Origin of the sequence: Wenxinia saemankumensis (assembly GCF_900141735.1) — a bacterium.
Lineage (GTDB): Bacteria > Pseudomonadota > Alphaproteobacteria > Rhodobacterales > Rhodobacteraceae > Wenxinia > Wenxinia saemankumensis.
The window spans coordinates 249,687-274,559 of the sequence record NZ_FQYO01000002.1 but is presented as its reverse complement, the minus strand read 5'-3'; the positions used below and the strand labels follow the sequence as shown (position 1 = coordinate 274,559).

38 protein-coding genes and 1 pseudogene are annotated in these 24,873 nt (G+C 68.1%); 3 read left to right on the top strand and 36 right to left on the bottom strand.

The window, feature by feature from the left end:
• Window positions 1-163: 163 nt before the first annotated feature.
• The 14 genes from BUE30_RS05170 to rplO form a co-directional block, all read right to left on the bottom strand.
• Window positions 164-880 (bottom strand): ATP12 family chaperone protein, encoded by a 717-nt coding sequence (locus BUE30_RS05170; protein ID WP_073326791.1) that lies wholly within the window; start codon window positions 878-880, stop codon window positions 164-166.
• Complete coding sequence (locus BUE30_RS05165) at window positions 877-1,926, bottom strand: RluA family pseudouridine synthase (RefSeq protein ID WP_073326790.1); 1,050 nt, start codon at window positions 1,924-1,926, stop codon at window positions 877-879. The genes BUE30_RS05170 and BUE30_RS05165 overlap by 4 nt, the downstream gene beginning before the upstream one ends.
• Complete coding sequence (crcB, locus tag BUE30_RS05160; RefSeq protein WP_073327678.1) at window positions 1,923-2,306, bottom strand: fluoride efflux transporter CrcB; 384 nt, start codon at window positions 2,304-2,306, stop codon at window positions 1,923-1,925. Before crcB ends, BUE30_RS05165 begins: the two co-directional genes overlap by 4 nt.
• A complete protein-coding gene (locus BUE30_RS05155; RefSeq protein ID WP_073326789.1) occupies window positions 2,303-2,824 on the bottom strand; it encodes a hypothetical protein in 522 nt (173 codons plus the stop codon). The genes crcB and BUE30_RS05155 overlap by 4 nt, the downstream gene beginning before the upstream one ends.
• A complete protein-coding gene (locus tag BUE30_RS05150; protein WP_073326788.1) occupies window positions 2,821-4,173 on the bottom strand; it encodes a replication-associated recombination protein A in 1,353 nt (450 codons plus the stop codon). The genes BUE30_RS05155 and BUE30_RS05150 overlap by 4 nt, the downstream gene beginning before the upstream one ends.
• A gap of 65 nt (window positions 4,174-4,238) precedes the next feature.
• Window positions 4,239-4,829 carry an acyl-homoserine-lactone synthase gene (locus BUE30_RS05145; protein ID WP_073326787.1) on the bottom strand — a complete coding sequence of 197 codons (591 nt, stop codon included), beginning with the start codon at window positions 4,827-4,829 and terminating at the stop codon, window positions 4,239-4,241.
• Between the two features lie 62 nt (window positions 4,830-4,891).
• On the bottom strand, window positions 4,892-5,503 hold the full coding sequence (locus tag BUE30_RS05140; protein WP_073327675.1) for a helix-turn-helix transcriptional regulator: 612 nt from the start codon (window positions 5,501-5,503) through the stop codon (window positions 4,892-4,894).
• A 176-nt stretch (window positions 5,504-5,679) separates the two neighbouring features.
• Window positions 5,680-6,105 (bottom strand): 50S ribosomal protein L17, encoded by a 426-nt coding sequence (gene rplQ / locus BUE30_RS05135; protein ID WP_073326786.1) that lies wholly within the window; start codon window positions 6,103-6,105, stop codon window positions 5,680-5,682.
• Window positions 6,106-6,241: 136 nt separating this feature from the next.
• Window positions 6,242-7,258: a DNA-directed RNA polymerase subunit alpha gene (locus BUE30_RS05130; RefSeq protein ID WP_073327672.1), complete on the bottom strand. Its 1,017-nt coding sequence runs from the start codon at window positions 7,256-7,258 to the stop codon at window positions 6,242-6,244.
• A gap of 116 nt (window positions 7,259-7,374) precedes the next feature.
• Entirely contained in the window at window positions 7,375-7,770 is a 396-nt protein-coding gene (gene rpsK / locus BUE30_RS05125) for a 30S ribosomal protein S11 (RefSeq protein WP_073326785.1), read from the bottom strand.
• Window positions 7,771-7,785: 15 nt separating this feature from the next.
• A complete protein-coding gene (rpsM, locus tag BUE30_RS05120; protein ID WP_073326784.1) occupies window positions 7,786-8,154 on the bottom strand; it encodes a 30S ribosomal protein S13 in 369 nt (122 codons plus the stop codon).
• Window positions 8,155-8,580: 426 nt separating this feature from the next.
• Entirely contained in the window at window positions 8,581-9,231 is a 651-nt protein-coding gene (locus BUE30_RS05115) for an adenylate kinase (protein WP_073326783.1), read from the bottom strand.
• The gene (gene secY, locus BUE30_RS05110) at window positions 9,228-10,598 is read right to left on the bottom strand and encodes a preprotein translocase subunit SecY (protein WP_244526275.1); all 1,371 of its coding nucleotides are present in this window, start codon (window positions 10,596-10,598) and stop codon (window positions 9,228-9,230) included. Before secY ends, BUE30_RS05115 begins: the two co-directional genes overlap by 4 nt.
• 126 nt (window positions 10,599-10,724) lie before the next feature.
• Window positions 10,725-11,204 (bottom strand): 50S ribosomal protein L15, encoded by a 480-nt coding sequence (gene rplO / locus BUE30_RS05105; RefSeq protein ID WP_073326781.1) that lies wholly within the window; start codon window positions 11,202-11,204, stop codon window positions 10,725-10,727.
• Window positions 11,205-11,405: 201 nt separating this feature from the next.
• On the opposite strand from rplO, the gene BUE30_RS05100 reads away from it, so the two are divergent.
• On the top strand, window positions 11,406-11,819 hold the full coding sequence (locus BUE30_RS05100; RefSeq protein ID WP_073326780.1) for a pyridoxamine 5'-phosphate oxidase family protein: 414 nt from the start codon (window positions 11,406-11,408) through the stop codon (window positions 11,817-11,819).
• 94 nt (window positions 11,820-11,913) lie between these two features.
• On the opposite strand, the gene rpmD is transcribed toward BUE30_RS05100, so the two are convergent.
• The 11 genes and pseudogenes from rpmD to rpmC form a co-directional block, all read right to left on the bottom strand.
• The gene (gene rpmD, locus BUE30_RS05095; protein ID WP_073326779.1) at window positions 11,914-12,102 is read right to left on the bottom strand and encodes a 50S ribosomal protein L30; all 189 of its coding nucleotides are present in this window, start codon (window positions 12,100-12,102) and stop codon (window positions 11,914-11,916) included.
• 4 nt (window positions 12,103-12,106) lie between these two features.
• Window positions 12,107-12,679, bottom strand: coding sequence for a 30S ribosomal protein S5 (gene rpsE, locus BUE30_RS05090; RefSeq protein ID WP_073326778.1), 573 nt, complete (start codon window positions 12,677-12,679; stop codon window positions 12,107-12,109).
• Between the two features lie 285 nt (window positions 12,680-12,964).
• Window positions 12,965-13,324: a 50S ribosomal protein L18 gene (gene rplR / locus BUE30_RS05085; protein ID WP_073326777.1), complete on the bottom strand. Its 360-nt coding sequence runs from the start codon at window positions 13,322-13,324 to the stop codon at window positions 12,965-12,967.
• 11 nt (window positions 13,325-13,335) lie between these two features.
• On the bottom strand, window positions 13,336-13,869 hold the full coding sequence (rplF, locus tag BUE30_RS05080) for a 50S ribosomal protein L6 (RefSeq protein WP_073326776.1): 534 nt from the start codon (window positions 13,867-13,869) through the stop codon (window positions 13,336-13,338).
• Between the two features lie 10 nt (window positions 13,870-13,879).
• A complete protein-coding gene (gene rpsH / locus BUE30_RS05075) occupies window positions 13,880-14,272 on the bottom strand; it encodes a 30S ribosomal protein S8 (RefSeq protein ID WP_073327669.1) in 393 nt (130 codons plus the stop codon).
• Between the two features lie 15 nt (window positions 14,273-14,287).
• Complete coding sequence (rpsN, locus tag BUE30_RS05070; protein WP_073326775.1) at window positions 14,288-14,593, bottom strand: 30S ribosomal protein S14; 306 nt, start codon at window positions 14,591-14,593, stop codon at window positions 14,288-14,290.
• Window positions 14,594-14,614: 21 nt separating this feature from the next.
• Window positions 14,615-15,178 (bottom strand): 50S ribosomal protein L5, encoded by a 564-nt coding sequence (gene rplE, locus BUE30_RS05065; RefSeq protein WP_073326774.1) that lies wholly within the window; start codon window positions 15,176-15,178, stop codon window positions 14,615-14,617.
• The gene (gene rplX, locus BUE30_RS05060) at window positions 15,178-15,483 is read right to left on the bottom strand and encodes a 50S ribosomal protein L24 (protein WP_073326773.1); all 306 of its coding nucleotides are present in this window, start codon (window positions 15,481-15,483) and stop codon (window positions 15,178-15,180) included. Before rplX ends, rplE begins: the two co-directional genes overlap by 1 nt.
• On the bottom strand, window positions 15,483-15,851 hold the full coding sequence (rplN, locus tag BUE30_RS05055; protein WP_023851005.1) for a 50S ribosomal protein L14: 369 nt from the start codon (window positions 15,849-15,851) through the stop codon (window positions 15,483-15,485). The genes rplX and rplN overlap by 1 nt, the downstream gene beginning before the upstream one ends.
• A gap of 172 nt (window positions 15,852-16,023) precedes the next feature.
• A pseudogene (gene rpsQ, locus BUE30_RS05050) lies at window positions 16,024-16,251 on the bottom strand (30S ribosomal protein S17); the annotation flags it as partial.
• A gap of 3 nt (window positions 16,252-16,254) precedes the next feature.
• The gene (gene rpmC / locus BUE30_RS05045) at window positions 16,255-16,467 is read right to left on the bottom strand and encodes a 50S ribosomal protein L29 (protein ID WP_073326771.1); all 213 of its coding nucleotides are present in this window, start codon (window positions 16,465-16,467) and stop codon (window positions 16,255-16,257) included.
• 385 nt (window positions 16,468-16,852) lie between these two features.
• On the opposite strand from rpmC, the gene BUE30_RS05040 reads away from it, so the two are divergent.
• Window positions 16,853-17,212, top strand: coding sequence for a type II toxin-antitoxin system death-on-curing family toxin (locus BUE30_RS05040; protein WP_073326770.1), 360 nt, complete (start codon window positions 16,853-16,855; stop codon window positions 17,210-17,212).
• Here the strand turns inward: BUE30_RS05040 and BUE30_RS05035 are convergent.
• Window positions 17,209-18,237, bottom strand: a complete 1,029-nt coding sequence (locus BUE30_RS05035) for an NADP-dependent oxidoreductase (RefSeq protein WP_073326769.1) — start codon at window positions 18,235-18,237, stop codon at window positions 17,209-17,211. The genes BUE30_RS05040 and BUE30_RS05035 overlap by 4 nt on opposite strands.
• Before the next feature lie 82 nt (window positions 18,238-18,319).
• Entirely contained in the window at window positions 18,320-18,940 is a 621-nt protein-coding gene (locus tag BUE30_RS05030; protein WP_073326768.1) for a TIGR02466 family protein, read from the bottom strand.
• Window positions 18,941-19,056: 116 nt separating this feature from the next.
• Between BUE30_RS05030 and BUE30_RS05025 the strand changes: the two genes are divergently transcribed.
• A complete protein-coding gene (locus BUE30_RS05025) occupies window positions 19,057-19,743 on the top strand; it encodes a lysozyme family protein (protein WP_073326767.1) in 687 nt (228 codons plus the stop codon).
• Window positions 19,744-19,835: 92 nt separating this feature from the next.
• On the opposite strand, the gene rplP is transcribed toward BUE30_RS05025, so the two are convergent.
• From rplP to rplC, 9 genes are all read right to left on the bottom strand, one after another.
• Window positions 19,836-20,249: a 50S ribosomal protein L16 gene (gene rplP, locus BUE30_RS05020; RefSeq protein ID WP_073326766.1), complete on the bottom strand. Its 414-nt coding sequence runs from the start codon at window positions 20,247-20,249 to the stop codon at window positions 19,836-19,838.
• A 13-nt stretch (window positions 20,250-20,262) separates the two neighbouring features.
• Window positions 20,263-20,976: a 30S ribosomal protein S3 gene (gene rpsC, locus BUE30_RS05015; RefSeq protein ID WP_073326765.1), complete on the bottom strand. Its 714-nt coding sequence runs from the start codon at window positions 20,974-20,976 to the stop codon at window positions 20,263-20,265.
• Window positions 20,976-21,356, bottom strand: coding sequence for a 50S ribosomal protein L22 (rplV, locus tag BUE30_RS05010; protein ID WP_073326764.1), 381 nt, complete (start codon window positions 21,354-21,356; stop codon window positions 20,976-20,978). Before rplV ends, rpsC begins: the two co-directional genes overlap by 1 nt.
• Window positions 21,357-21,359: 3 nt before the next feature.
• On the bottom strand, window positions 21,360-21,638 hold the full coding sequence (gene rpsS, locus BUE30_RS05005) for a 30S ribosomal protein S19 (RefSeq protein WP_073326763.1): 279 nt from the start codon (window positions 21,636-21,638) through the stop codon (window positions 21,360-21,362).
• A gap of 3 nt (window positions 21,639-21,641) precedes the next feature.
• Window positions 21,642-22,484, bottom strand: coding sequence for a 50S ribosomal protein L2 (gene rplB, locus BUE30_RS05000; RefSeq protein WP_073326762.1), 843 nt, complete (start codon window positions 22,482-22,484; stop codon window positions 21,642-21,644).
• A 156-nt stretch (window positions 22,485-22,640) separates the two neighbouring features.
• Window positions 22,641-23,012: a DUF2200 domain-containing protein gene (locus BUE30_RS04995; protein ID WP_073327666.1), complete on the bottom strand. Its 372-nt coding sequence runs from the start codon at window positions 23,010-23,012 to the stop codon at window positions 22,641-22,643.
• A gap of 107 nt (window positions 23,013-23,119) precedes the next feature.
• Entirely contained in the window at window positions 23,120-23,416 is a 297-nt protein-coding gene (locus BUE30_RS04990) for a 50S ribosomal protein L23 (RefSeq protein ID WP_073326761.1), read from the bottom strand.
• Window positions 23,413-24,030, bottom strand: a complete 618-nt coding sequence (rplD, locus tag BUE30_RS04985) for a 50S ribosomal protein L4 (RefSeq protein ID WP_073326760.1) — start codon at window positions 24,028-24,030, stop codon at window positions 23,413-23,415. The genes BUE30_RS04990 and rplD overlap by 4 nt, the downstream gene beginning before the upstream one ends.
• On the bottom strand, window positions 24,020-24,865 hold the full coding sequence (gene rplC / locus BUE30_RS04980) for a 50S ribosomal protein L3 (RefSeq protein ID WP_073326759.1): 846 nt from the start codon (window positions 24,863-24,865) through the stop codon (window positions 24,020-24,022). Before rplC ends, rplD begins: the two co-directional genes overlap by 11 nt.
• Window positions 24,866-24,873: the final 8 nt, after the last annotated feature.

Genomic DNA, 24,873 nt, shown 5'->3' with positions numbered 1-24,873 from the left:
CTTCCGTCCCTCGAAAAGGCGGGCCGCCGGGGTTGGCTCCCCGGCAATGGCGCAAGTTGGGCGCATATGCGCAAAGAGGTCAATACCAACTTGTCGGGAGCCCCGGCGGCGCGCGCCCCAATATCTGCGCGTTTGCTGGTCTTTTCGGCAGAAGGCGCGGCGTTCAGGCCCGAGAGAGGGTGTGGAAGCGCGCCGCCTGCTCGAGTGCCGCCTTCCGCGCCGAAGCCTGCGCCTCGGCCTCGTCGTCGGCGCCCCAGAGCTCGGCCTGCCAATCCTCGTCGATCCGGCTGATCCGCCAGGCCTCGTCCGCCGCCAGGGCGCCCCCCGCGACGGCAAGGCCGAGTACGAGCGACCCGGGCAGCGCAACGAGGTCGTGCGTCCCGGCAAGGGCAAAGGCATCCATCCCCTCGAGAGGAGCGCGCAGGGCGGCCAGCGCCCGCGCGTCCTGCGCGACGGGCAGCACGCCGGTCGCCACCTTCAGACGCGCGCCATGCGTCCGGTCAGCCCAGTCGAGCCAGCGATCCCAGTCCGCCGCCTGCCGCGCGGCCAGCTCCTCCGGCGCGTCGGCGCGGTAGCAGAGCAGGTCGGTCGCCCCGTATTCCGCGAGCAGGTCGATCACGGCGTCGCGGTTCGCGGCGACCGTGTCGATGGCGGAATTGGCGGTCCGCGTCATCGGCATCGTGCCGGGATCGACGCGTTCGCCCTGTGCGTCCCATTCGGCGGCGATCGCCTCGGCCAGCGCCCCGGTCGGCAGGACCAGCGGCGCCTTGGCCGGGGTCCGGACGGGCCGCCCGTCGAGCAGGACGGCATGCCCGCCCTCGCGCGGCGCGACGCCGGCTTCCTTCCAGAAGCGGCGGGGGGCCCAGCTCTGCTCGCTCATGCCATCTCCTCGGGGTCGAAGGGGTCGTCCGGCGCCTCCTCGGCCCGCCAGCCGACGAAGTCCCAGGTCCGGGCCATGTGGTCCGGCATCGGGGCCACGACGCGCAGCGGCTGCTTCGTCACCGGATGCTCGCAGGCGATGGACCGGGCGTGCAGGTGCAGCTTCCTCGACAGGTCCGGCCCCAGCATCGCGCCCCAGCCGTCGCCCAGGTTCTCCTGCCCCGAGCCGCCGTACTTGCCGTCGCCGACGATGGGGTGCCCCATCTCGGCCATGTGGGCGCGCAGCTGGTGGGTGCGGCCGGTGACCGGCACCAGCGCGACCCAGGCGGCGCGGTTCGCCAGCGGCTCGATCACCGCGTAATCGGTATGGGCGCGCTTCGCGCCCTCCGTGCTCGCCACCTCGGAGGGGTGCAGGCAGCGCATCTTCTCGTTCTCGCCGCCACGTCCGTGGCCGGGCGCCTTGACCAGCCCGTATTTCACCGTGCCCATCCGGGGATGCGGCACGCCCGCGACGGCGGCCCAGTAGATCTTGCGCGTTTCGCGGTGACGCAGGCTCTCGGTCAGCGCCTTCGCGGCCGTCCGGGTACGCGCCAGCAGCAGCACGCCCGACGTGTCGCGGTCGAGCCGGTGGACGAGGCGCGGCTTCTCGTCGAAGCCGAAGCGCAGCGCCTCGGCCAGCCCGTCGACATGCTTGCTCACCCCGCTGCCGCCCTGGGTCGGCAGGCCCGGCGGCTTGTTCAGCGCGATCACGTGGTCGTCGCGGTAGATCACCGCGGCGCGGATCATCCTCTCGTCCGCCGGGGAGATGCGGGCCGGTCCGGTGGGCGGCGGGGCCGCGCCGTCGGGGATCGGCGGGACGCGCACTTCCTGCCCGGTCTCGACGCGGGTACTGGCCTTCACCCGCCCGCCATCCACGCGCAGGTCGCCCTTGCGGCACATCTTCTCGACTGCGCCCTGCGTCAGCTGGGGAAAGCGCCGCTTGAGCCAGCGGTCGAGGCGCTGGTCGCCCTCGTCCTCGCCCACGACGACGATCTGAACACCGCTCATGCGAAGATTCCCCGTCCCAGCACCAGTCCCGAAGCGATCCCCGCCAGAGACAGCCCGACCGAGAGCGCGACATAGGTCGCGGCGAGGGCGGGTGCCCCCCTCTCCCACAGCGTCGCCGCCTCGAGGCTGAAGGACGAGAACGTCGTGAAGCCCCCCAGAAGGCCGGTGACGAGGAAGGGCGACAGATGCGCCCCCCCCTTCTCGGCCAGCGCGACGACGAGCATCCCCATCGCGAAGGACCCGATCACGTTCGCGCCCAGCACGGCGACGGGAAAGGGCGCGTTCGGCCCGGTGAGGCGCACGACGCCGAGGCCGAGCGCGAAGCGCGCCATCGCCCCCAGCGCCCCGCCGGCGCCGACTTGCAGGAAGGTCTGGATCATCGCGGCCATGTCCCCCCTGCCCCACCGGGAGTCAAGCTCTGCGAGAGGCCGGGGGCGAGGCCGCGCAGGAAGGCGCGGGCCTGGACGGACGCCGCATGCAGGGCGCCCGTGTCCCCCTCTCCCGACAGGGTGTCGACATGGGCCTGTCGGGCCACCTCCTCCGCCGGGGCGAGCGGCAGCCGCTCGGCCGCGACGAGCAGCTCCAGCGCATCGTGGACGGCCCTGAGGTCGGCGAAGGCGTCGAAGATGGCGCGTGCCGCCTGCGGCCCGTCGCGCCAGCTGCGCCCGGCAAAACGCGCCATCGTGCGCTGCCCGGCCCCCTTGCAGCCGAAGAGGGCGCAGCCGCCCATCCCCGCCTCGGCCAGCTGGTCGTGGATCCGGCAGAGCGAGCCGTCGCCCAGATGCCGGCACGGCGTCTCGGCCGGCTTGTCGAAGGCGAACATCCGCCCCGCGTCGAAGGCGGGCGCGACGCAGCACAGGCCGTCGCAGGCCGCGCAATCCTCGGTGAGGTCGCTCACGCCCCGCCATCCTCCGGCCCGCCGCGACCGGCCTCGCGCCTGGCGCGCAGTCCGGCGAACCACTCCACCCGCTTCTTCAGGTCGCGCTCGAATCCGCGATCCACGGGCAGGTAGTAGATCCCGCGCTTCATCCCGTCGGGGAAATAGGTCTGCCCCGAGAACGCGTCCTCGGCATCGTGGTCGTAGGCATAGCCCGACCCGTAGCCCTGCTCCTTCATCAGCTTCGTCGGGGCGTTCAGGATGTGCTTGGGCGGCGGCTCGGATCCGGTCTTGCGCGCCTCGGCCCGGCTCGCCTTGTAGGCGGCGTAGCCCGCGTTCGATTTCGGCGCGAGAGCGAGGTAGATGACCGATTGCGCGAGCGCCAGCTCCCCCTCCGGGCTGCCGAGCCTTTCGTAGGTCTCCCACGCGTCGAGGCAGATCCGCTGGGCCTGCGGATCGGCGAGGCCGATATCCTCGACCGCCATGCGGGTGATGCGCCGGGCGAGGTAGCGCGGATCCTCCCCGCCCTCGAGCATCCGTCCCAGCCAGTAGAGCGCGGCGTCGGGATCCGAGCCCCGGACGGATTTGTGCAGGGCGGAGATGAGGTTGTAATGCTCGTCGCCGGACTTGTCGTATTTCGCGGCCCGCCGCGTCAGGCGGGTGGTCAGCTTGGCCCGGTCGAGCCGGTCGCCCGGCTTCCACGCCGCGACCTGCTCGATCAGGTTCAGGAGCGCGCGTCCGTCGCCATCCGCCATCTCGACCAGCGCATCGCGGGCGCCCCCGTCGAGCGGCAGGCCCCGCCCGAGTTCCTGCTCCGCCCGCTGCATCAGCCGCTCGAGATCGGCGGGCCCGAGGCGGGTCAGGACCAGCACCTGCGCGCGGGACAGGAGGGCTGCGTTCAGCTCGAAAGACGGGTTCTCGGTCGTGGCCCCGACAAGCAGGATCGTCCCGTCCTCCATATGGGGCAGGAAACTGTCCTGCTGCGCCTTGTTGAAGCGGTGGATCTCGTCGACGAAGAGCAGCGTGCCGCGCCCCGTCCTGCGGCGCAGCTTCGCCGCCTCGAACACCTTCTTCAGCTCGGCCACGCCCGAGAAGATCGCGCTGATCTGCTCGAAATGCAGGTCCGTCTGGTCGGCGAGCAGGCGGGCGATGGTCGTCTTGCCGACCCCTGGCGGTCCCCAGAAGATCAGCGAGGAGAGCGAGCCCCCTTCGATCATCGCCCCGAGCGGCGCCTCGGGACCGAGGACCTGGGCCTGCCCGATCACCTCGGCGAGCGTCCGCGGCCGGAGCCGGTCGGCGAGCGGACGCGGCGCGTCCGAGGGGGCGCGCGCCGGAAGGTCGGCGGGGGAGCTGTCGAAGAGATCGGCCATGTCCGCCTATCTAGGCAGCCGCCCCGCCCTGGGAAACCCTCGGGTCGATGCGCCGGTAGCGGGGATCAGTTCAGCTGGGTGGAGACGTCGATCCAGACCGCCTGGTAGTCGATGCCGCCCATGTCCATGACCCGGCCGGCCGGCGACATGTCCAGCCTGCAGCGCGACGCCCAGCGGGTCCAGTTCGACGGCAGCAGCGCCACCATCCGCCCGATCCCGAGCTCCCGGCTCGCGCGGAGCATCTCGACGACGAGCTTCATCCGGACCTTCAGCCGTTCCGCCGATTCGACATCCTCGCAGATGAAGCCGCGGGTCACCTCCCAGGTGGCCTCGTCCACCGGGGCGGTCTCGTCGAGCAGGTCGGCGGGGATCGAGTCGAGCAGACCCTTCTGGGCGTCGCGGATCATGTAGGAATAGCAGCCGCACCGGGCGGTGGTCGGCGTGAGTCGCAGCCCGCCGCGCACCCGGCCCAGATCGTCGTAGGCGGCGATCCACCGCGATTGCGGGGTGTCGTACTGGTCGTATTCCATCCCGTCCGCCTCCGGCAGGTTCCACCGGTTGCGCAGGATGAAGGTCTCGCGCCTGGCGCGGAGGAGGTTCGCGAAGAGTTCGCCGTGAGTGTGGAGGTTGGCGAAGGAAAGCGTGGCACTCTGCATGGCAGCCTCTGAACAACAGGGTCTCGTCGTGTGATCCCTGCCGAAGGCCGCCCGGGGCGGTGTCAGATCAGCCGGTAGTCCCGCGCCCTCTGCACCGCTTCGGTCGTCGTCCGGGCGAGCAGCGCCTCCCGGGCCGAGGACAGCCGGGCCTTGAAGGCGCTCTCGGAGATGCCGAGCCGGTTCGCCGCGGCGGCGTAGCGATCCCCCTCCGCCACGCACCTGAGCGCCTCGGCCTGCGCCTCGGTCAGGGTCGTCGGGGGTTGGGTCGCCTCGTGGAGGCGCTCGATCCTCGCGGCGAAGGCCGCGATCTCGTCATCCTCGAATTCCCGGTCGTCGCGGCTGGCGCTCGCGATGGTCCGGGACGACATCGGCCCGCACGAGACGGCCAGCCCGTAGACCATCCCGAACTCGCGGGCCTGTCCGAGGATGTCGAGCGGATCGAGCATGTCGATCTCGCTCCAGCGCGCCGTTCCGACCGTCGAGAACCCCCAGGCGATGATCGGGTCGCGCAGTGCGTAGACTCCTTCCGTGTAGCGATCGATCCAGCCCTGCGGATAGCTCTGGAAGTTGTAGAGGGGCATCGCGAAACGGATGTGCAGAGCGTAGAAAAATCCCTTCGGCGCCAGCTTGTTGAACCCCTTGGTCTCCCTTTCGAGAACACTCTGCAAGGTCATGGGCATACCTGTTCCGCTCATGTGGATAACGTCAACCTCAGATTGCAAACCGCCCACAGCGCTGTCGCGCCGTGGTCACAACCCGTCACTCGCAACTTCCCCTCGGGAAACGAAAAACGGCGCGCCCTGCGGGAAGCGGGGCGCGCCGTGAGACCTATTCATCACTTGGAATAGCGTCAATCTTCGTCGGCCATCGCCTCCTCGGCCTCGAGCCGGGCGCGGTCCGCGGCGCCCTTGGCCGAAACGTCACGATCGACCAGTTCGATGATCGCCATCGGGGCCATGTCGCCGTAGCGGAAGCCGGCCTTCAGCACGCGGGTATAGCCGCCGGCGCGCTCGGCGTAGCGGGGGCCGAGCACCTCGAACAGCTTCGCGACGTGCTGGTCCTGCTTGAGCTGCGCCGCGGCCTGGCGGCGGGCATGCAGATCGCCGCGCTTGGCGAGGGTGATCAGCTTGTCCACGACGCGCTTGAGCTCCTTGGCCTTGGGCAGCGTGGTCTTGATCTGCTCGTGCTCGATCAGCGAGCCGGCCATGTTGGCCCACAGCGCCTTGCGATGCTCGTGGGTGCGGTTGAGGCGGCGGTATCCGGAACCGTGGCGCATGATGTCTTCCTTCGTGTTTTGCTTTGTCAGGCCGGTGATGCGTCGTCGCCGGCTCTCCTTGTTGGGGCAGGATCGCCCGGGTCGGTGCGTGCGAGCACGCACCCTACACGCGGCAGGGTGCGTGCTCGTCGCGTACCTAGAACTGGTCCTCGAACTTCTTGGCCAGGTCCTCGATGTTCTCCGGCGGCCAGTCCTCGACGTCCATGCCGAGGTGCAGACCCATGCCCGAGAGCACTTCCTTGATCTCGTTCAGCGACTTGCGGCCGAAGTTCGGGGTGCGAAGCATTTCGGCTTCGGTCTTCTGGATGAGATCGCCGATATAGACGATGTTGTCGTTCTTGAGGCAGTTGGCCGAACGGACCGACAGCTCGAGCTCGTCGACCTTCTTGAGCAGCAGCGGGTTGAATTCCAGCCCGTCGTCGCCGTCGCCCCCGCGGGCCGATTCCGGCTCGTCGAAGTTGACGAAGACCTGCAGCTGATCCTGGAGGATGCGTGCGGCATAGGCCACGGCGTCGTCCGGGGTCAGCGAGCCGTCCGTCTCGATCTTCATCGTCAGCTTGTCGTAGTCGAGAACCTGCCCCTCGCGGGTCGGGGTCACGTCGTAGGAGACGCGCTTGACCGGCGAGTAGATGGCGTCGATCGCGATCATGCCGATCGGCGCGTCCTCGGGCTTGTTCTTGTCGGCGGCGACGTAGCCCTTCCCGGTATTGACGGTCAGCTCCATGTAGAGCGAGGCGCCGTCGTCCAGGTGGCAGATCACGTGGTCCTTGTTCAGGACCTCGATCCCCGCCGATTCCGAGATGTCACCGGCGGTGACGACGCCCGGGCCGGAGGCCTGGACGGTCAGGCGCTTCGGTCCTTCGACATCCATCCGCAGCGCCACGCCCTTGAGGTTCAGCACCATGTCGGTGACGTCCTCGCGCACGCCCGCGACCGAGGAGAACTCGTGCAGGACGTTGTCGATCTGCACGGCGGTGATCGCGGCACCCTGCAGCGAGGACAGCAGGACGCGCCGAAGCGCGTTGCCCAGCGTCAGGCCGAAGCCCCGCTCGAGCGGCTCGGCGACGACGGTCGCCATCCGCTGGGCATCGTCGCCGGGGCGGACGTCGAGCTGCGCCGGCTTGATGAGATCGGACCAGTTCTTGTGGATCATGCGTCCCTCCATTCTCGTCCCGCCTATGACCCGTGGCGGCGGAACTCTCGAGGTTTCGTCAACGGATCACGGGGCCGCAGGACGGACCCGCGACCCCGCGAGGGAAATCGGCCCGATCAGACCCGGCGGCGCTTCGGCGGACGGCAGCCGTTATGCGCGATCGGCGTCACGTCGCGGATCGACGTGATGTTGAAGCCGGCGGCGGCCAGCGCGCGCAGCGCCGATTCGCGGCCCGACCCGGGGCCCTGCACCTCGACCTCGAGGGTCTTGACGCCGTGCTCCTGCGCCTTCTTGCCGGCATCCTCGGCGGCGAGCTGGGCGGCATAGGGCGTCGACTTGCGCGAGCCCTTGAAGCCCATTGTGCCGGCGGACGACCACGAGATCGCGTTGCCCTGCACGTCGGAGATCAGGATCTTGGTGTTGTTGAACGAGGAATTCACGTGGGCCACGCCCGCCGCGATGTTCTTCGAAACCTTCTTCTTGCCGCTCTGGCGGCGAGTGTCGCGTGCCATGTGTCCCGGTCTCCCTTATTTCTTCTTGCCGGCGATGGCTTTCGCCGGGCCCTTGCGGGTGCGCGCGTTGGTGTGCGTGCGCTGACCCCGGACGGGGAGGTTGCGGCGATGGCGCAGGCCGCGGTAGCAGCCGAGATCCATCAGGCGCTTGACGTTCATCTGCACTTCACGGCGCAGGTCGCCCTCGACGGTGAGGTTGGCGTCGATGTGCTCGCGGATGGCGAGGACCTCGGCGTCGGACAGTTCGTTGACGCGGCGGGTCTCGTCGATGTTCACGGCCTCGCAGATCGACTTCGCGGTCGAGGGGCCGATTCCGTGGATATAGGTGAGCGCGATGGGAACGCGCTTGGCGGTGGGGATGTTGACCCCTGCGATACGTGCCAAGGAATGATCCTTTCGTTGCGGACCCGTGATCCCGGGTCCTTTTTTCACAACGGCGGCCCGGGAGCGGTCCCAGGCCGGCGCAGCGGGCGGAGGTGATCCGGGACGACGGCAGGAAGTCCGGCGAACCGATTCTCCCTTGCGGGATGCGGCTATCTATGGAGGACGCGCCCGGGCGTCAACCCCCGTCGCCGTCCCCCGTCGCGCCGGGTTCCGCGGTTGGGGTCATCGCGGCGACGGACCGGCATCGCCGCATCGGCTGGCTGGAGCCGGGCCGGTCTCCAGCGTGTCGAAGGTGCGGCCGGGTCTGCGCCGCCATTCCTGCCGCAGGGGACAGGGCGACCGGCCCGCCGAAGACGCGGGCCGGGGCGATCGCGCGGCGCGTCCCCCTCCCCCGGCCCCGGCGGCGGGCAGGATGCCCGCCCGGCCTCAGGACCGGTCGAGGATCCCGGCGATCTCGGCCGCGACAATGTCGATCTCGGCCATGCCGTCGACCCGGCGCAGCAGTTTCTTGACGTGGTAGTAGCCCAGCAGCGGCGCGGTCTGCTTGTAATAGGCGAAGAGACGGGTCGTCAGCGCCTCGGCCGTGTCGTCGGCCCGGCGCTTGAACTCGGTCCCGCCGCAATGGCTGCAGGCGCCGTCCTCGGGGATCGGCTTGGTCTGATCGTTGTAGACCTCGCCGCAGGCGGCACAGGTCGACCGGGCGGAGATGCGGTTCACCAGCTCGTCGTCCCGCACCCGCATCTCGATCGCGTGGTCGAGATCCTGGCCCAGCTCGTCGAGCAGCTCGTGCAGCGCATCGGCCTGGGCCAGCGTCCGGGGGAACCCGTCGAAGATGTAGCCGCCCGGCGCATCGCCGGCCGTCAGCTTCTCGCGGATGAGGCCGATGACGATCTCGTCGGTGACCAGCTCGCCGCGGTCCATCACGCCCGCGACCGTCCGGCCCATCTCGGTGCCCGAGGTGCGCGCTTCGCGAAGCATGTCGCCGGTGGACAGCTGCACCATGTTCCGCTCTTCGACGAGGCGCCGGGCCTGCGTTCCCTTGCCGGCCCCGGGCGGCCCCAGAAGTATGATGTTCATCGACGCGACGGCCCCCTCCTGGTCTTCGCCTTGGCCCCGCCGCGCCTCCCGCGCAGCTGGGATTTCTCGATCAGCCCCTCGTATTGATGGGCGAGCATGTGGGACTGCACCTGCTGGATCGTGTCCATGCCCACCGACACGACGATGAGGACCGAGGTGCCGCCGAAGTAGAACGGGATCGCGAACTGGTTGCGCAGGATCTCGGGCAGCAGGGCGACCAGCGCCAGATAGGCCGAGCCGAGGACCAGGATCCGCGTGACCACGTAGTCGAGATATTCCGCCGTCCGCTTGCCGGGCCGGATGCCGGGCACGAAGCCGTTCTGGTTCTTGAGGTTGTCGGCGACCTCGTCCGTCTTGAACGCCACTTCGCGGGTGTAGAAGTAGGTGAAGAAGACGATCATCACCGTGAAGAACAGCAGGTAGAGCGGCTGGCCGGGCCCGAAATAGGCCAGGATCGTCGACATGACGGGGCCGGTATCGGTGCCCGAGAAGGTCGAGATCGTGGTCGGCAGCAGCAGCAGCGCCGAGGCGAAGATCGCCGGGATCACGCCCGCCGGGTTCACCTTGATCGGCAGGTGCGACGAGCCGCCGTCATACATCTTCATCCCGACCTGGCGGCGGGGATACTGGATGTGCACCTTGCGCAGGCTGCGCTCCATGAAGACGACGAAGGTCAGGATCGCGGCCACCATCAGGATCACCGCGATGATCGTGACCGGGCTGATCGCGCCCGACCGGCCGGAGGCGAGGAACTGCGCCAGCGCCGAGGGGATCTCGGCGATGATGCCGACGAAGATGATCAGCGAGATGCCGTTGCCGATGCCGCGGGCGGTGATCTGCTCGCCCAGCCACATCAGGAACATCGTACCGCCGACCAGCGTGATGATGCAGGACGCGGTGAAGAACAGGCCCGGGTCGGAGGCCAGCCCCCCCGCCTCCAGCGACGCGGCGAGCCCGTAGGCCTGGAAGGCCGACAGCACCACGGTGAAGTAGCGGGTGTACTGGTTGATCTTCTTGCGGCCCTGCTCGCCTTCCTTCTTGAGCTGCTTCAGCGGCTCCCAGGTAGAGGAGAGGAGCTGCACGATGATCGAGGCGGAGATGTAGGGCATGATGCCGAGGGCGAAGATGCCCATCCGCCCCAGGGCGCCGCCGGTGAACATCGACAGGATCCCGCCGAGGCCCGCGGCCTGGCCGGACATGAAATCGCGCAGCGCCGAGCCGTCGATCCCCGGGACGGGGATGAACGTGCCGAGGCGGTAGACGATGAGTAGACCGATGGTGAAGAGGATCCGCTGACGCAGCTCGGTGGCCTTGCCGAAGGCCCCCCAGCTCATGTTCGCGGCCATCTGTTCTGCGGCTGATGCCATGGGGCCTGGCTCTCCCTGACCAAGACCGCGCCGCCGGACCGGCTTCCCCCGGGCGGCGGCGCGAAAAAGCGTGTGACGGTCGATGTAAGGGGGATCGCTCCCCCCCACAACCGGCGCGGGACGTGCTTACTCGGCCGCCGTGGCCGCCGGGGCCGTGGTCGTGACCGACCCGCCCGCCTTCTCGACCGCCTCGACGGCGCCTTTCGAGGCGCCGGTGACGGCGAAGGTCGCCTTGTGGCCGAAATCGCCCTTGGCGAGCAGGCGGACGCCGTCGCGCTTGCGCTTGATCACGCCGGCCGCGACCAGCGCGTCCTCGGTGATCTCGGCGCCCGCGTCCAGCTTGCCGGCATCGATGAACTTGGCGACGAGGCCGAGGTTCACCACCGAGTAGCGCTTGGCGTTGATGTTATTGAAGCCGCGCTTGGGAAGGCGCTGGTAGATCGGCATCTGGCCGCCCTCGTAGCCCTTGATGGCCACGCCCGAGCGCGATTTCTGACCCTTGATCCCGCGGCCGCCCATCTTGCCCTTGCCCGAGCCCGGGCCGCGGCCGACGCGCATCCGCTTCTTCGCGGCGCCTTCGTTATCGCTCAGTTCATGCAGTTTCATGTCGCTTCTCCTTTGCCGGATGCGACCCCCAGCGACGGTTGGGCCGAGCACGGCGTTTGCATACGGAATCGGGCCCCGGACGGGCCACCCGCGGGCGTATAGGCAAAGCGGCGCCCACGGACAAGGCCCCCGGGACCCGGGCAGGGAACGGATGCGCCCGTTGCCGACTTGTCGACGCGATCCTTCCTGGAGTGACCGATCATGGCGACCCCGACCCGCGACAGCATCGCGACCGCGATGCGCGACATCGACATCTGCATGATGACCACCCGTTCCCCGAACGGGGGAATGACCAGCCGCCCGATGAGCAACAATGCGGAAGTCGAATGGACCGGCGACAACTGGTTCTTCTCGCGTCCGGACACCCGCAAGATGCGCGAGATCGAGGCCGAGCCCGAGGTCACGCTCGACTTCGAGGGAGAGGGTCTGTGGATCACCGTCCGAGGAACGGCCCGGGTCCACACGGACGAGGCCCTGATGCGCGAGCACTGGACCCCCGACATCGAGAAATGGTTCGGGGGCGAACTCGACGCGGACAAGCTGCGCCTGATCCAGGTCGAGGCCCGCGAGGCAGAGGCCTATGGCCGCGAGGAGGGCATCGTCGCGATGGGTTGAGGCCCCCTGCCCTGGAGATAGCCTGCCGCCTGACCGAAACGAGAAAGGGCGCCCCAAGGCGCCCTTTCGCGTTTCCGGATCGACGCGAAGGGACTCAGCCCTTCTCCTCGATGATCTGGACCATGTGCGCGACCTTGGCCACGGCGCCGCGGATCGCGGGCGTGTCCTCGAGTTCGCGGGTGCGGTGCATCTTGTTCAGGCCCAGACCCTTGAGGATCTGACGCTGCACGGCGGGGCGACGAATGGGCGAACCCGTCTGCTTGATGACGATCGTCTTTGCCATTGGATCAGGCCTCCTCGGCGACCTGCGACGATTCCGCCGGCGCGTTGTCGCGCGCGGGCAGGATGTCGGCCACCTTCTTGCCGCGACGCTGGGCGACGGCGCGGGGCGATTGCTCCAGCGTGAGGCCGTTCATCGTGGCGCGGATCATGTTGTAGGGGTTCTGCGAGCCCAGCGACTTGGACACCACGTCCTGGATGCCCAGCATCTCGAACACGGCGCGCATCGGACCACCGGCGATGATCCCGGTGCCCGGAGGGGCGGTGCGCAGCACCACGCGGCCGGCGCCGTGACGGCCCTGCACGTCGTGATGGATCGTCCGGCCCTCGCGCAGCGGCACGCGGATCATCCCGCGCTTGGCGGCCTCTGTGGCCTTGCGGATGGCCTCGGGGACCTCCTTGGCCTTGCCCTTGCCGAAGCCGACGCGGCCCTTCTGGTCGCCCACGACGACGAGCGCGGCGAAGCCGAAGCGCTTGCCGCCCTTCACCGTCTTGGACACGCGGTTGATCGCGACGAGGCGATCGGCGAATTCCGGGGTCTCGTCCCGGTCGCGGCGGTTGCCGCGCGGTTCTCTGGCCATTTCTGGCTCCTTTGTTCCGCCCGTCCGGGCGATGGGTCCGATCGAAGTGGGCCGCGCGATGGCGGCCCCCCGATCATCGAGGCGGAGCGATCCGCCTGCGCTATGGATGCCCGAGGGCATCCGGCATCGCGGCATGGAGCGCCACGGATGGGTCCGGTGCCGGGGTTCCGCAAGGTGCGTGACGAGCACGCACCCTACGAAGGGGTGCCGTGGGGTGCGTGCTCGTCACGCACCCCACGGAGACGATGCGGCAGGGTGCGTGCTCGCCACGCACCCCCCTGCCCGTCAGATCTTGAGACCACCCTCGCGGGCGGCGTCGGCCAGCGCCTTGACCTTGCCGTGGAAGAGGAAGCCACCACGGTCGAAATAGGCCTCGGTCACACCGGCGGCCTTGGCGCGCTCGGCGATCGTGGCGCCCACCTTGGCGGCGGCTTCCACGTTGTTCTTGCCGAAGAACCCCAGATCCTTCTCGAGCGTCGAGGCGGAGGCCAGCGTACGGCCCTGCGCGTCGTCGATCAGCTGGACGCTGATGTTCTTGTTGGAGCGATGGACCGACAGGCGCGGACGCCCGGCGTTCACCGCACGAAGCTTCGACCGGACACGCATCCGGCGCTTCTGGAACAGCTCTCGCTTGGAAAGTGCCATTTATCCGGTCCTTACTTCTTCTTGCCTTCCTTGCGGAAGATGTACTCGTCCTTGTAGCGAATGCCCTTGCCCTTGTAGGGCTCCGGCGGCCGCCATTCGCGGATGTTGGCCGCGACCTGGCCGACGAGCTGCTGATCCGCGCCCTCGACCACGATCTCGGTCTGCTTGGGCGCCGTGACGGTGACGCCCTCGGGCACCTGGAAGTTCACGTCGTGCGAATAGCCGAGCGCCAGCTTGAGCGTGTTGCCCTGCATCTGCGCGCGGTAGCCGACGCCCGTGATCTCCAGCTCCTTCTTGAAGCCGTCGGTCACGCCGTGGACGAGATTGGCGACCATCGTGCGGGACATGCCCCACTGCTGGCGCGCCCGCTTGGACGTGCCGCGCGGGGTCACGGACACGGAATTGTCCTCGACCTTCAGCGTGACATCGTCGGTGGCGGTGAAGGTGCGGGTGCCTTTCGGCCCCTTCACCTCGATCGTCTGGCCCGAGACGGAGGCGGAGACCCCCGAGGGCAGATCGACCGGACGTTTTCCGATACGAGACATCTTTCCCTCCTCAGAATACGGTGCAGAGGACTTCGCCGCCCACCTGCGCCGCACGGGCGTTGGCGTCCGACATGACCCCCTTGGAGGTGGAGACGATCGACACGCCGAGGCCCTGGCGGACCTGCGGCAGGTCGCCCTTGGACATGTAGACGCGGCGGCCGGGCTTGGACACGCGCTTGAGCTCGCGGATCACCGGGGTGCCCTCGTAGTACTTGAGGGAGATCTCCAGCGTCTTGTGGCCGTTGGCGTCGGTGCCTTCCTCGTAGCCGCGGATGTAGCCCTCGTCCGCGAGGACATCGAGGACCCAGGCGCGCAGCTTGGAGGCCGGGGTGGAAACGGTCGACTTGTGGCGCATCTGGGCGTTCCGGATGCGGGTCAGCATGTCGCCGATGGGATCGTTCATCATCTTGACGACTCCTTACCAGCTCGACTTGACCAGGCCGGGGATTTCCCCGTTCTGGCCGAGGTCGCGCAGCATGATCCGGCTGAGCTTCAGCTTGCGATAATACGCACGCGGACGCCCGGTCAGCTGGCAGCGGTTGTTGAGACGGGTGGGCGAGGAATTGCGGGGCAGCTCGGCGAGCTTGAGGGACGCCTTGAAGCGCTCCTCGACCGGCTTTTCCTTGTCCTCGATGATCGCCTTCAGGGCGGCCCGCTTCTCGGCGTATTGCGCGACGAGATGCTCCCGCTTCTTCTGGCGTTCGATCATGGATTTCTTGGCCATATTACTCTCTCTCCCCCCGCGTCACGAATTGAACGGCATGTTGAAGTGCTTCAGCAGCGACTTCGCTTCCGCGTCGTTGTCCGCGGTGGTGCAGATGATCACGTCGATGCCCCAGACCTCGTCGACCTTGTCGAAGTTGATCTCGGGGAACACGATGTGCTCCTTGATCCCCGTGGCGTAGTTGCCGCGGCCGTCGAACGACTTGCCGGACACGCCGCGGAAGTCGCGGATGCGGGGCATCGCGACGGTGATCAGGCGGTCGAGGAACTCGTACATCCGGTCGCCCCGCAGGGTGACCTTCGCGCCGAGCGGCATGTCCTCGCGGACCCGGAAGCCGGCGATCGACTTCTTGGCCTTCGTCACGACGGCGCGTTGGCCGGCGATCTGGCTGAGGTCGTCCTGGGCCGACTTCGCCTTCTTCGAGTCGCGCACCGCCTCGGCTCCGCAGCCGATGTTGAGCACGATCTTGTCGAGGCGCGGGATCTGCATGTCGTTCTTGTAGCCGAACTCTTCCTTGAGCGCGGCACGGATGCTGTCCCGGTACTGCGCCTTGAGGCGCGGGGTGTAATTCGCGGTGTCGAGCATCAGATCACGTCTCCCGTGGTCTTGGCGAAGCGGACCTTCTTGCCGTCTTCCATGCGGAAGCCGACGCGCGAGGCCTTGCCGTTCTTGTCCACGATGGCGAGGTTCGACAGGTCGATCGGCATCGCCTTCGGCTGGCGGCCGCCCTGCTCCGTCTGGGATTGACGGACGTGGCGGACGGCCATGTTCAGCCCCTCGACCACGGCCTTGCCGCGGGCCGGGAGGACCGTCTGGATCTCGCCGGTCTTGCCCTTGTCCTTGCCGGCAAGAACGACGACCTTGTCACCCTTCTTCAGCTTGGCAGCCATCAGAGCACCTCCGGCGCGAGCGAGATGATCTTCATGAAGTTCTTCGCCCGCAGCTCGCGCACGACGGGGCCGAAGATGCGGGTGCCGACCGGCTCGCCCGCATTGTTGAGGATCACGGCGGCGTTGCGGTCGAAGCGGATCGAGGTGCCGTCCTCGCGGCGCACCTCTTTCGCGGTGCGCACGACGACGGCCTTGCGGACGTCGCCCTTCTTCACGCGGCCGCGCGGAATCGCTTCCTTCACGCTGACGACGATGATGTCGCCCACCGACGCGTATCGGCGGTGCGACCCGCCGAGGACCTTGATGCACTGAACCTTCCGGGCACCGGAATTGTCAGCCACATCCAGATTGGTCTGCATCTGGATCATTTGGTTTCTCCCGACCTTTGGGGGCTGTTGTCGTTAGCTCCCCCAGGGTTTCGATTATGTCCGGGCCTCAGTGCGAGGCTGCGGCCTCGTGCTCTGCATGGCGCTGGGCATCGCCCTCCTGCTGAACCTTCGCGGCGTCCTTCCGCTCGGATTCCCAGGCTTCGACCATTTCGGCGGTCATCACTTCCCAGCGCTTCGACTTCGACTTGGGCGCGCATTCCTGGATGCGCACCACGTCGCCGACCTTGAACGCCTCGCCCTCGTCGTGGGCGCGGTACTTCTTGGACTGACGGACGGTCTTCTTCAGCAGCGGGTGTTTGAACCGGCGCTCGACGCTGACGGTGACGGTCTGGGCGTTCTTGTCGGAGGTGACGACGCCCTGAAGGATACGCTTCGGCATGGTTTACTCCGACTTGGCCGCGGCGGCGGCCTTTTCGTTCAGGATCGTGTTCACCCGGGCGACGTCGCGCTTGACGGTGCGCATGCGGGCGGTGGATTCCATCTGGCCGGTGGCCTGCTGGAAGCGGAGGTTGAAGGCCTCCTTCTTGAGCGCGACGAGCTGATCGCGGAGCTGGTCCGGCGTCTGGTCGCGCAGTTCCTTGGCGTGAAGCGCCATGGCACGTCTCCTTGCAACAATCACCGGAGGGCCCCCCGAGGGGTCACCCGATTCCCGGTGGAGATGGGATGAGCGCGCCACATAGGCGAGGTGGCCCTGCAGTGCAACACATTATTCGAAAGGGGACTCTAGACTGACTGCGAAACCGGGACCATATATGGGACGTCGATGGAGGTTGAGATGTCGGACACATTGGAAAGGACGAGCGTCAAGGGCGGCTCGATCCTGCGCAAGAAGGTTGCCGGCAAATTCGTGTCCGTAACGACGGCCAAAGGCACTTCCAGATCCGCTTCCGGATCCGTTCTGACCCTGAGGGATGTGTCTCAGCGGCGTGCGGAAGCCCTGAAGAGGCTGGCTGATCGCTAGACGCCATTACCGGGTCACCTTGGCCGACGCCCTTGAAGCGCATGATTTCGCTTTGACGCACGGGGGCCGAGCGGGCGTTTCCGACCTGCGCCTCATCGAATCCGCTATCGGGCGTCCGTACTCGGGCTATCACCGCCCCATCCATCGGAAGGCGGCCGCGCTGCTCCATAGCGTGGTGCAGAACCATGGCTTCATAGATGCAAACAAGCGTACCGCCTGGTTGCTGGTCGAACTCATGATCGAGCGTAGCGGATACAGACTGGACATTCCCGACGACGAACCGGTCGATGACGTCGTTGTCGCGGTTGCGAGCGGCCAACTCGATTTTCCCCGGCTAGCTGCCTGGTTCGCAATGCGGCTCGTTCGCTTGAACCCTTAACCGACTCTCACCACCGTCTTGCCGAAGTTCGACCCGTCCAGCATGCCGAGGAAGCCGTCGAAGGCGTTCTCCAGCCCGTCCACGACATGCTCGCGGTACTGCACCTTCCCGTCCGCGATCCAGCCCTGCATGTCCTTGGCGAAGTCGCGGTAATCGTCCATTCCGAACGTGTCGAAGATGATGAAGCCCTGCATCCTCACCTTCATCGACAGGATCGTCCGCATGAGCAGCGGCGAGCGGTCGGGCCCGTCCGGCAGGCCGGCGTTGTTGTACCAGGCGGCGGTGCCGCAGACCGGCATGCGGGCGAAGGGGTTGAGCAGCGGCAGCACGCCGAACAGGACACGCCCGCCCACGTTCTCGAAATAGATGTCGATCCCGTCCGGGCAGGCCTGCTTCAGCTGGTCCTCGAAATCGTCGGCGCGATGGTCGATGCAGGCGTCGAAGCCGAGGGTCTCCACGACGTGGCGGCACTTCTCCGGCCCGCCCGCGACGCCGACGGCGCGGCAGCCCCTGATCTTCGCGATCTGCCCGACCGTCGCGCCCACGGGGCCGGAGGCGGCAGCCACGACCACCGTCTCCCCCGCCTTCGGCTCGCCGATCTTCAGGAGGCCCGCATGGGCGGTAAAGCCGGGCATGCCGAGGATGCCGAGCGCCCATGACGGCCGCTCTACCGGTGGCAGCTTCTGCACGCCCTGACCGTCCGACACCGCCCAGTCCTGCCAGCCGCTTCCGGCCAGGACGAGATCGCCCGTCTCGAAGCCCTCGACATCCGACGACGCGACCTCCGCCACGACCTGACCGGTCATCACGCCGCCGATCTCCACCGGGGTCGCATAGGACTTGGCGTCGCTCATCCGGCCGCGCATGTAGGGGTCGAGCGACAGCCAGCGGGTCCGCAGCAACATCTCGCCCTTCCCCGCTTGCGGCACCGGACCGGTCTCGAAGTCCAGCGTGCCGTCGTCCGGGCGGCCCTTCGGCCGCTCGGCGAGGGTCCAGCGGCGGTTCCGATCTCTGGTCTGGGGCATGGCGGTTCCTTTCCTCTGGCCCGGCATCTAGGCCCGCGCCCGGTCCCGGCGAGGGGCCGGCAGCCTGTCCCCGGGGCCGGCCTCAGCCCCAGGCGTAGTTGAACGAGACCGAGACGCGGTCGTCCTCGGCCATGTTCATCGGCACCTCGTGGCGCAGCCAGCTTTCCCACAGCAGCACGTCGCCGGGCCGCGTCGGGACGGAGTGGAAGGTCTTCAGCTCCTCGCGCGCGTCCTTCAACCGCGTCGGCGCCGCCATCATGAAGGGCAGGCGCGGATCCTCGAGCTTCAGCGCGCTCGTCCTCTCGGGCATCTGGACATAGGTCGTCCCCGAGATCACCGAATGGGGGTGGATGTGGCTGCCATGGACGCCGCCCTCGGGGAGGATGTTGATCCAGATGTCCTCGAGCGTCAGCGGCTTGTCCGCCAGGTCGAACTGCAGGTCGCGCGCGAAGGCGGCGACATGCGCGTCGAGACATTTCACCAGATCGGCGAAGATCGGGAACCGCCATGGCAGGTCGGTGAGCGAGGCGTAGGACGTGTAGCCCGGATAACCGTTCGCCTCGCACCAGTCCTGCCCGGCCTCGTCATCCTCGGCGACGGAATAGCAGGACGCGGCCAGCTCGTCCGGATCGACGGCGGGGGCGTGGTCGGCGAGCGCGCCGTGATAGAGGCGGGTCGCGAAGAGAGAGCGGATGTCGGCCATGGCGGCCTCCCTGTCTGGTGTCGCCCCGCTGTGCCAGCCGGGGCGGCGCTGTTCAAGAATTCTCAACGCGCGCCGCGCTAGGGAAACCGAGGACCTCGACGGACCCGGCGGACGGAATGAGATTGATCCTGACGATGCTCGCGGTGCTGATCGCCTCGCCCGCCCGCGCCGACGGCCCGTCGCTCTTCCGGGGCGCGGGCGGCATCGAGGCGCCCCTGCTCGTCGCCGCGACGGGCGCGCTCTTCGCCCCCGCGCGCGGGGGGCTGTTCGGGGCCGCGCCCCCCGCCCCAGGGCCTGGCCCTGCCCTGCGCCCGGGGGGCGGGCGCGAGGCGCGGCTCTTCGACCTGATCGCGGCGGCCGAGGCCGGGCCGCTCGGCTACGACGCGGTGAATTACGGTGCGCGGGTTCAGCCGCCCCGCCGCCCGACGCAACTGACGATCGGCGAGATCCTCGCCTGGGTCGCCGCGACGCCCGGCCAGCCGCACGCGATCGGCCGCTACCAGATCATCCCGCCGACCCTCCGCGCCCTCGTCCGGGATCTGAACGTGCCACAGGGCGCCCCCTTCACCCCCGCCCTGCAGGACCGACTGGCGATGGAGCTGCTGATGGGTGCGGGCTATGCCGACTTCCTCGGCGGGGATCTCGGGCGGGAGGACTTCATGCTCAACCTCGCACGGGTCTGGGCCGGTCTGCCCACCGCCTCGGGGCAGAGCTACTATCACGGCCATGCTGGCAACAGGGCCAGCATCACCTGGGCCCGGTTCGACGCCGAGATGCGGGCGATCTTTCCGGGCAGCGCCTGAGGCGTTTCTGCAAGCGGGACATGAAAAAGCCCCCGCCGGCTGGACCGGCGGGGGCTTGCACTCTCGACGTCCGGGGCGCGCGGCCCCGACCCTTACCAGTCCTCGCGGACGATGGTGCGGGTCTTGATCGGCAGCTTCATCGCGGCGAGACGCAGACCCTCGCGGGCGATCTCCTCGCTGACGCCGTCGATCTCGAACATGACGCGGCCCGGCTTGACCTTGCAGGCCCAGCGATCGACCGAGCCCTTGCCCTTGCCCATCCGGACCTCGATCGGCTTCGCCGTCACCGGGGTGTCGGGGAAGATCCGGATCCAGACGCGGCCCTGACGCTTCATGTGACGCGTCAGCGCCCGGCGGGCGGCTTCGATCTGGCGGGCGGTGATCCGCTCGGGCTCCACGGCCTTGAGGCCGTAGGTCCCGAAGTTCAGATCCGATCCGCCCTTCGCCTGGCCGTGGATCCGGCCCTTGTGCATCTTGCGGAACTTGGTGCGCTTCGGTTGCAGCATTGCTCGTTACTCCTCAGCGGTCGCGGCCGCCGCGGCCACCGCGCGGGGAGGGACCGTCCTGGATCTCCGCCTGGCGCCGCTCGCGGGCCTGGGGATCGTGCTCCATGATCTCGCCTTTGAAGATCCAGACCTTGATCCCGATGATGCCGTAGGGCGTGGTCGCCTCCGACAGGGCATAGTCGATGTCGGCGCGGAGGGTGTGCAGGGGCACGCGGCCCTCGCGGTACCATTCCGTCCGGGCGATCTCGGCGCCGCCGAGGCGGCCCGCGACGTTGACCCGGATGCCGAGCGCACCCATCCGCATGGCGTTCTGCACCGCGCGCTTCATGGCGCGGCGGAACGACACCCGGCGCTCCAGCTGCTGGGCGATGGACTCGCCCACCAGAGCGGCGTCCAGCTCGGGCTTGCGGACCTCGACGATGTTGAGATGCAGCTCGCTGTCGGTGAGGTTCGAAAGCTTCTTGCGCAGCGTCTCGATGTCGGCGCCCTTCTTGCCGATGATGACACCGGGGCGGGCGGCGTGGATCGTGACGCGGCACTTGCGGTGCGGACGCTCGATGATCACGCGGGAGATGCCCGCCTGCTTGGCTTCCTTCTTGATGAAGTCCTTGATGCGCAGGTCTTCGAGAAGGAGATCGCCGTAATCCTTGGTGTCGGCGTACCAGCGGCTGTCCCAGGTCCGGTTGACCTGGAGCCGCATGCCGACGGGATTGACCTTGTTACCCATCAGGCTTGCTCCTCGACTTGACGGACCTTGATTGTGAGCTCCGAGAACGGCTTGACGATGCGGCCGAACCGGCCGCGCGCCCGCGGGCGGCCGCGCTTCATCACCATGTTCTTGCCGACCCAGGCCTCGGCGACGACCAGCTCGTCGACGTCGAGGTTGTGGTTGTTCTCGGCGTTCGCGATCGCGGACTGGAGAACCTTCTTCACGTCCTGCGCGATCCGCTTCTTCGAGAAGGTCAGGTCCGTAAGGGCCTTGTCGACCTTCTGGCCGCGGATCAGGGCGGCGACGAGGTTCAGCTTCTGCGGGCTCGTGCGAAGCATCCGGGCTTTCGCCATCGCTTCGTTATCGGCCACGCGGCGGGGATTCTTGTCCTTGCTCATGGCTTATTTCCGCTTCGCTTTCTTGTCGGCCGCGTGCCCGTAATAGGTCCGGGTGGGCGCGTATTCGCCGAACTTCTGGCCGATCATCTCTTCCGAGACATTGACCGGCACGTGCTTGTGGCCGTTGTAGACGCCGAAGGTCAGGCCCACGAACTGGGGCAGGATCGTCGAGCGGCGCGACCAGATCTTGATGACTTCGTTGCGGCCCGATTCGCGCGACTTCTCGGCCTTCTTCAGGACGTGAGCGTCGACGAACGGACCTTTCCAGACAGAACGAGACATGGCTTAGCGGCCCTTCTTCCTGGCGTGACGCGAGCGCACGATGAGCTGCTGCGACGCCTTGTTCTTGTTGCGGGTGCGGCGGCCCTTGGTGTCCTTGCCCCACGGGGTGACCGGCGTGCGGCCCCCGGAGGTGCGGCCCTCGCCCCCGCCGTGCGGGTGGTCGATCGGGTTCATCGCGACACCGCGGACGGAGGGGCGCTTGCCCATGTGCCGGACGCGGCCGGCCTTGCCGAGGTTCTGGTTGCTGTTGTCGGGGTTCGACACCGCGCCAACCGTCGCCATGCATTCCTGCCGGACCATCCGCAGCTCGCCTGACGACAGGCGGATCTGCGCATAGCCGCCGTCACGGCCGACGAACTGGGCGTAGGTGCCCGCGGCGCGCGCGATCTGGCCGCCCTTGCCGGGCTTCAGCTCGATGTTGTGGACGATCGTGCCGATCGGCATGCCGGTGAACGGCATCGCGTTGCCCGGCTTGATGTCGACGCGGGCGCCCGCATAGACCTTGTCGCCCACGGCGAGGCGCTGCGGCGCCAGGATGTAGGCCTGCTCGCCGTCCTCGTACTGGATGAGGGCGATGAAGGCGGTGCGGTTGGGATCGTATTCGATCCGCGCGACGACCGCGGCCATGTCGTGCTTCGTGCGCTTGAAGTCCACGATGCGGTAGAGACGCTTCGCGCCGCCGCCGATGCGGCGGGCGGTGATCCGTCCGGTATTGTTCCGGCCCCCGTTCTTCGTCAGGCCCTGGGTCAGGGACTTGACGGGACGGCCTTTCCAAAGCTCCGAACGGTCGATCAGAACCAGCCCACGCTGGCCCGGCGTCGTCGGCTTGTACGACTTGAGTGCCATGTTTCTCTGTCTTCCGTTGCTTTGCGGGCGGTGGACCGCCCGGCTGTTCGTATAGGGCCCCGAAGGTCCCCGCGTTCACCCGCGCCAAAAACGAAGCCCCGGACGAATCCGGGGCTGGTCGCGGATGGGGCCTGTTAGAGGACGCGCCGCCGGGCGTCAAGCGGGGGCATCGGGGGACGGGCGGCGCAGGACCTTCTCCATCGGGCGGCCCCGGGCCAGCTCGTCGACCAGCTTGTCGAGGATCCGGATCTCGCGCATCAGCGGATCCTCGATCTCCTCGACGCGGATTCCGCAGATCTTTCCTGTCACCAGCAGCCGGGCCGGGTTGGGCGCGGGGGCGCCGTCGAAGAAGGCCCGGAAATCGGTGCCGTCGCCGATCCGCGCCTCGAGCGCCGCCTGGTCGTAGCCGGTCTGCCAGCGGATCACCGCGTCGACCTCCTCGGCCGACCGCCCCTTCCGTTCGACCTTCCGGACGTAGAGCGGATGGACGCTGCCGAACCGCATTCCGTAGACCCGGTGCCCTGCCATGTCGCCCCCCACTCCGGGCAGCATACGCCCCCTGCCCCGGATCCCGAAACGAAAACGCCCCGGCCGCTGAAATGCGGCCGGGGCGCGATTCCGTCGGGACGATCGGCTCAGAGGCCGGTCGAGACGTCGATGCTGTTGCCCTCGGCAAGCGTGACGAACGCCTTCTTGACGTCCGCGCGGCGGCCGGGCTGGCCACGGAAGCGCTTGACCTTGCCCTTGGTGATCGAGGTGTTCACGCCGGTGACGTCGACGCCGAACAGCGCCTCCACGGCTTCCTTGATCTGCGGCTTGGTCGCGTCCATCGCCACCTCGAACACGACCGCGTTGGCCTCGGAGGCCAGGGTCGACTTCTCGGTGATCAGCGGCTTGCGGATCACGTCGTAATGCTCGGGTTTCGCGCTCATTTCAGTCGGGCCTCCAGGGCTTCGACACCGGCCTTGGTGAGCACCAGCGTGTCCGACTTGAGGATGTCGTAGACGTTGGCGCCCTGGCTCGGCAGGACGTCGATATTGGCGATGTTCCGGGCGGCGCGGGCGAAGCTCTCGTTCAGCTCGGACCCGTCGATGACGAGCGCGCGCTTCCAGCCGAGATCCTTCACCTGCTTGGCGAGGGCCGAGGTCTTGCCCTCGGCGGTCGCCGCGTCCAGCACCACGATCTCGCCGGCCTTCATCTTGGCCGAGAGGGCGTGACGCAGGCCCAGCTTGCGGAACTTCTTCGTCAGCTCGTGCTCGTGGCTGCGCGGGGTCGGACCCTTGTAGACGCCGCCATGACGGAAGATCGGCGCCTTCTTGGACCCGTGGCGTGCGCCGCCGGTGCCCTTCTGGCGATAGATCTTCTTGGTCGAGTAGCTGACCTCGGACCGGCCCAGCACCGCATGCGTGCCCTGCTGGGCGCGCGCGCGCTGCCAGCGCACGACGCGGTGCAGGATGTCCGCGCGCGGCTCCAGCCCGTAGATGTCGTCGGCGAGATCGACCGAACCGGCCGAGCTGCCGTCGAGGGTGAGGACGTCAGCCTTCATTGTTCTCGCCTCCTTCGGAGTTGGAGTCGGCTTCGGCCGCTTTCAGGGCCTCGGCTTCCTGGGCGGCCTGCTCCTCGGCGAGGCGCTTTTCCTCGGCCTCGGCCTCGGCGGCGGCCTGGGCGGCAGCCTCGTCGGCGGCCTTCTGCGCCTCGCGCGCGGCGGAGAGCAGCGCGGCGGGGTAGATCACGTTCTCGGACAGGGGCTTCTTGACCGCGTCCTTCACCGTCACCCAGCCGCCCTTGGTGCCGGGAACCGCGCCCTTCACCATGATGAGCCCGCGATCGACGTCGGTGCGCACGACCTGCAGGTTCTGCGTGGTCACGCGGACGGCGCCCATGTGGCCGGCCATCTTCTTGCCCTTGAACACCTTGCCGGGGTCCTGGCACTGGCCGGTCGAGCCGTGGGAGCGGTGCGAGATCGACACGCCGTGCGTGGCGCGCAGGCCGCCGAAATTGTGCCGCTTCATGGCACCGGCAAAGCCCTTGCCGGTGGACGTGCCGGATACGTCGACGAACTGTCCCTCGAAGTAATGGGCGGCGATGATCTCCTCGCCCACCTCGATCAGGTTGTCGGGATGGACGCGGAACTCCGCGACCTTCCGCTTCGGCTCGACCGAGGCCTTGGCGAAGTGCCCGCGCATGGCCTTGCCCACGCGCTTGGTCTTGGCCGTGCCCGCGCCGAGCTGGACGGCGGTGTAGCCGTCGGTCTCGAGCGTGCGCTTGGCCACGACCTGCAGACCGTCGAGCTGGAGAACGGTGACGGGGATCTGCTTCCCGTCTTCCATGAACAGGCGGGTCATGCCCACCTTCTTTGCGATGACGCCGGAGCGCAGCATGATCCTAC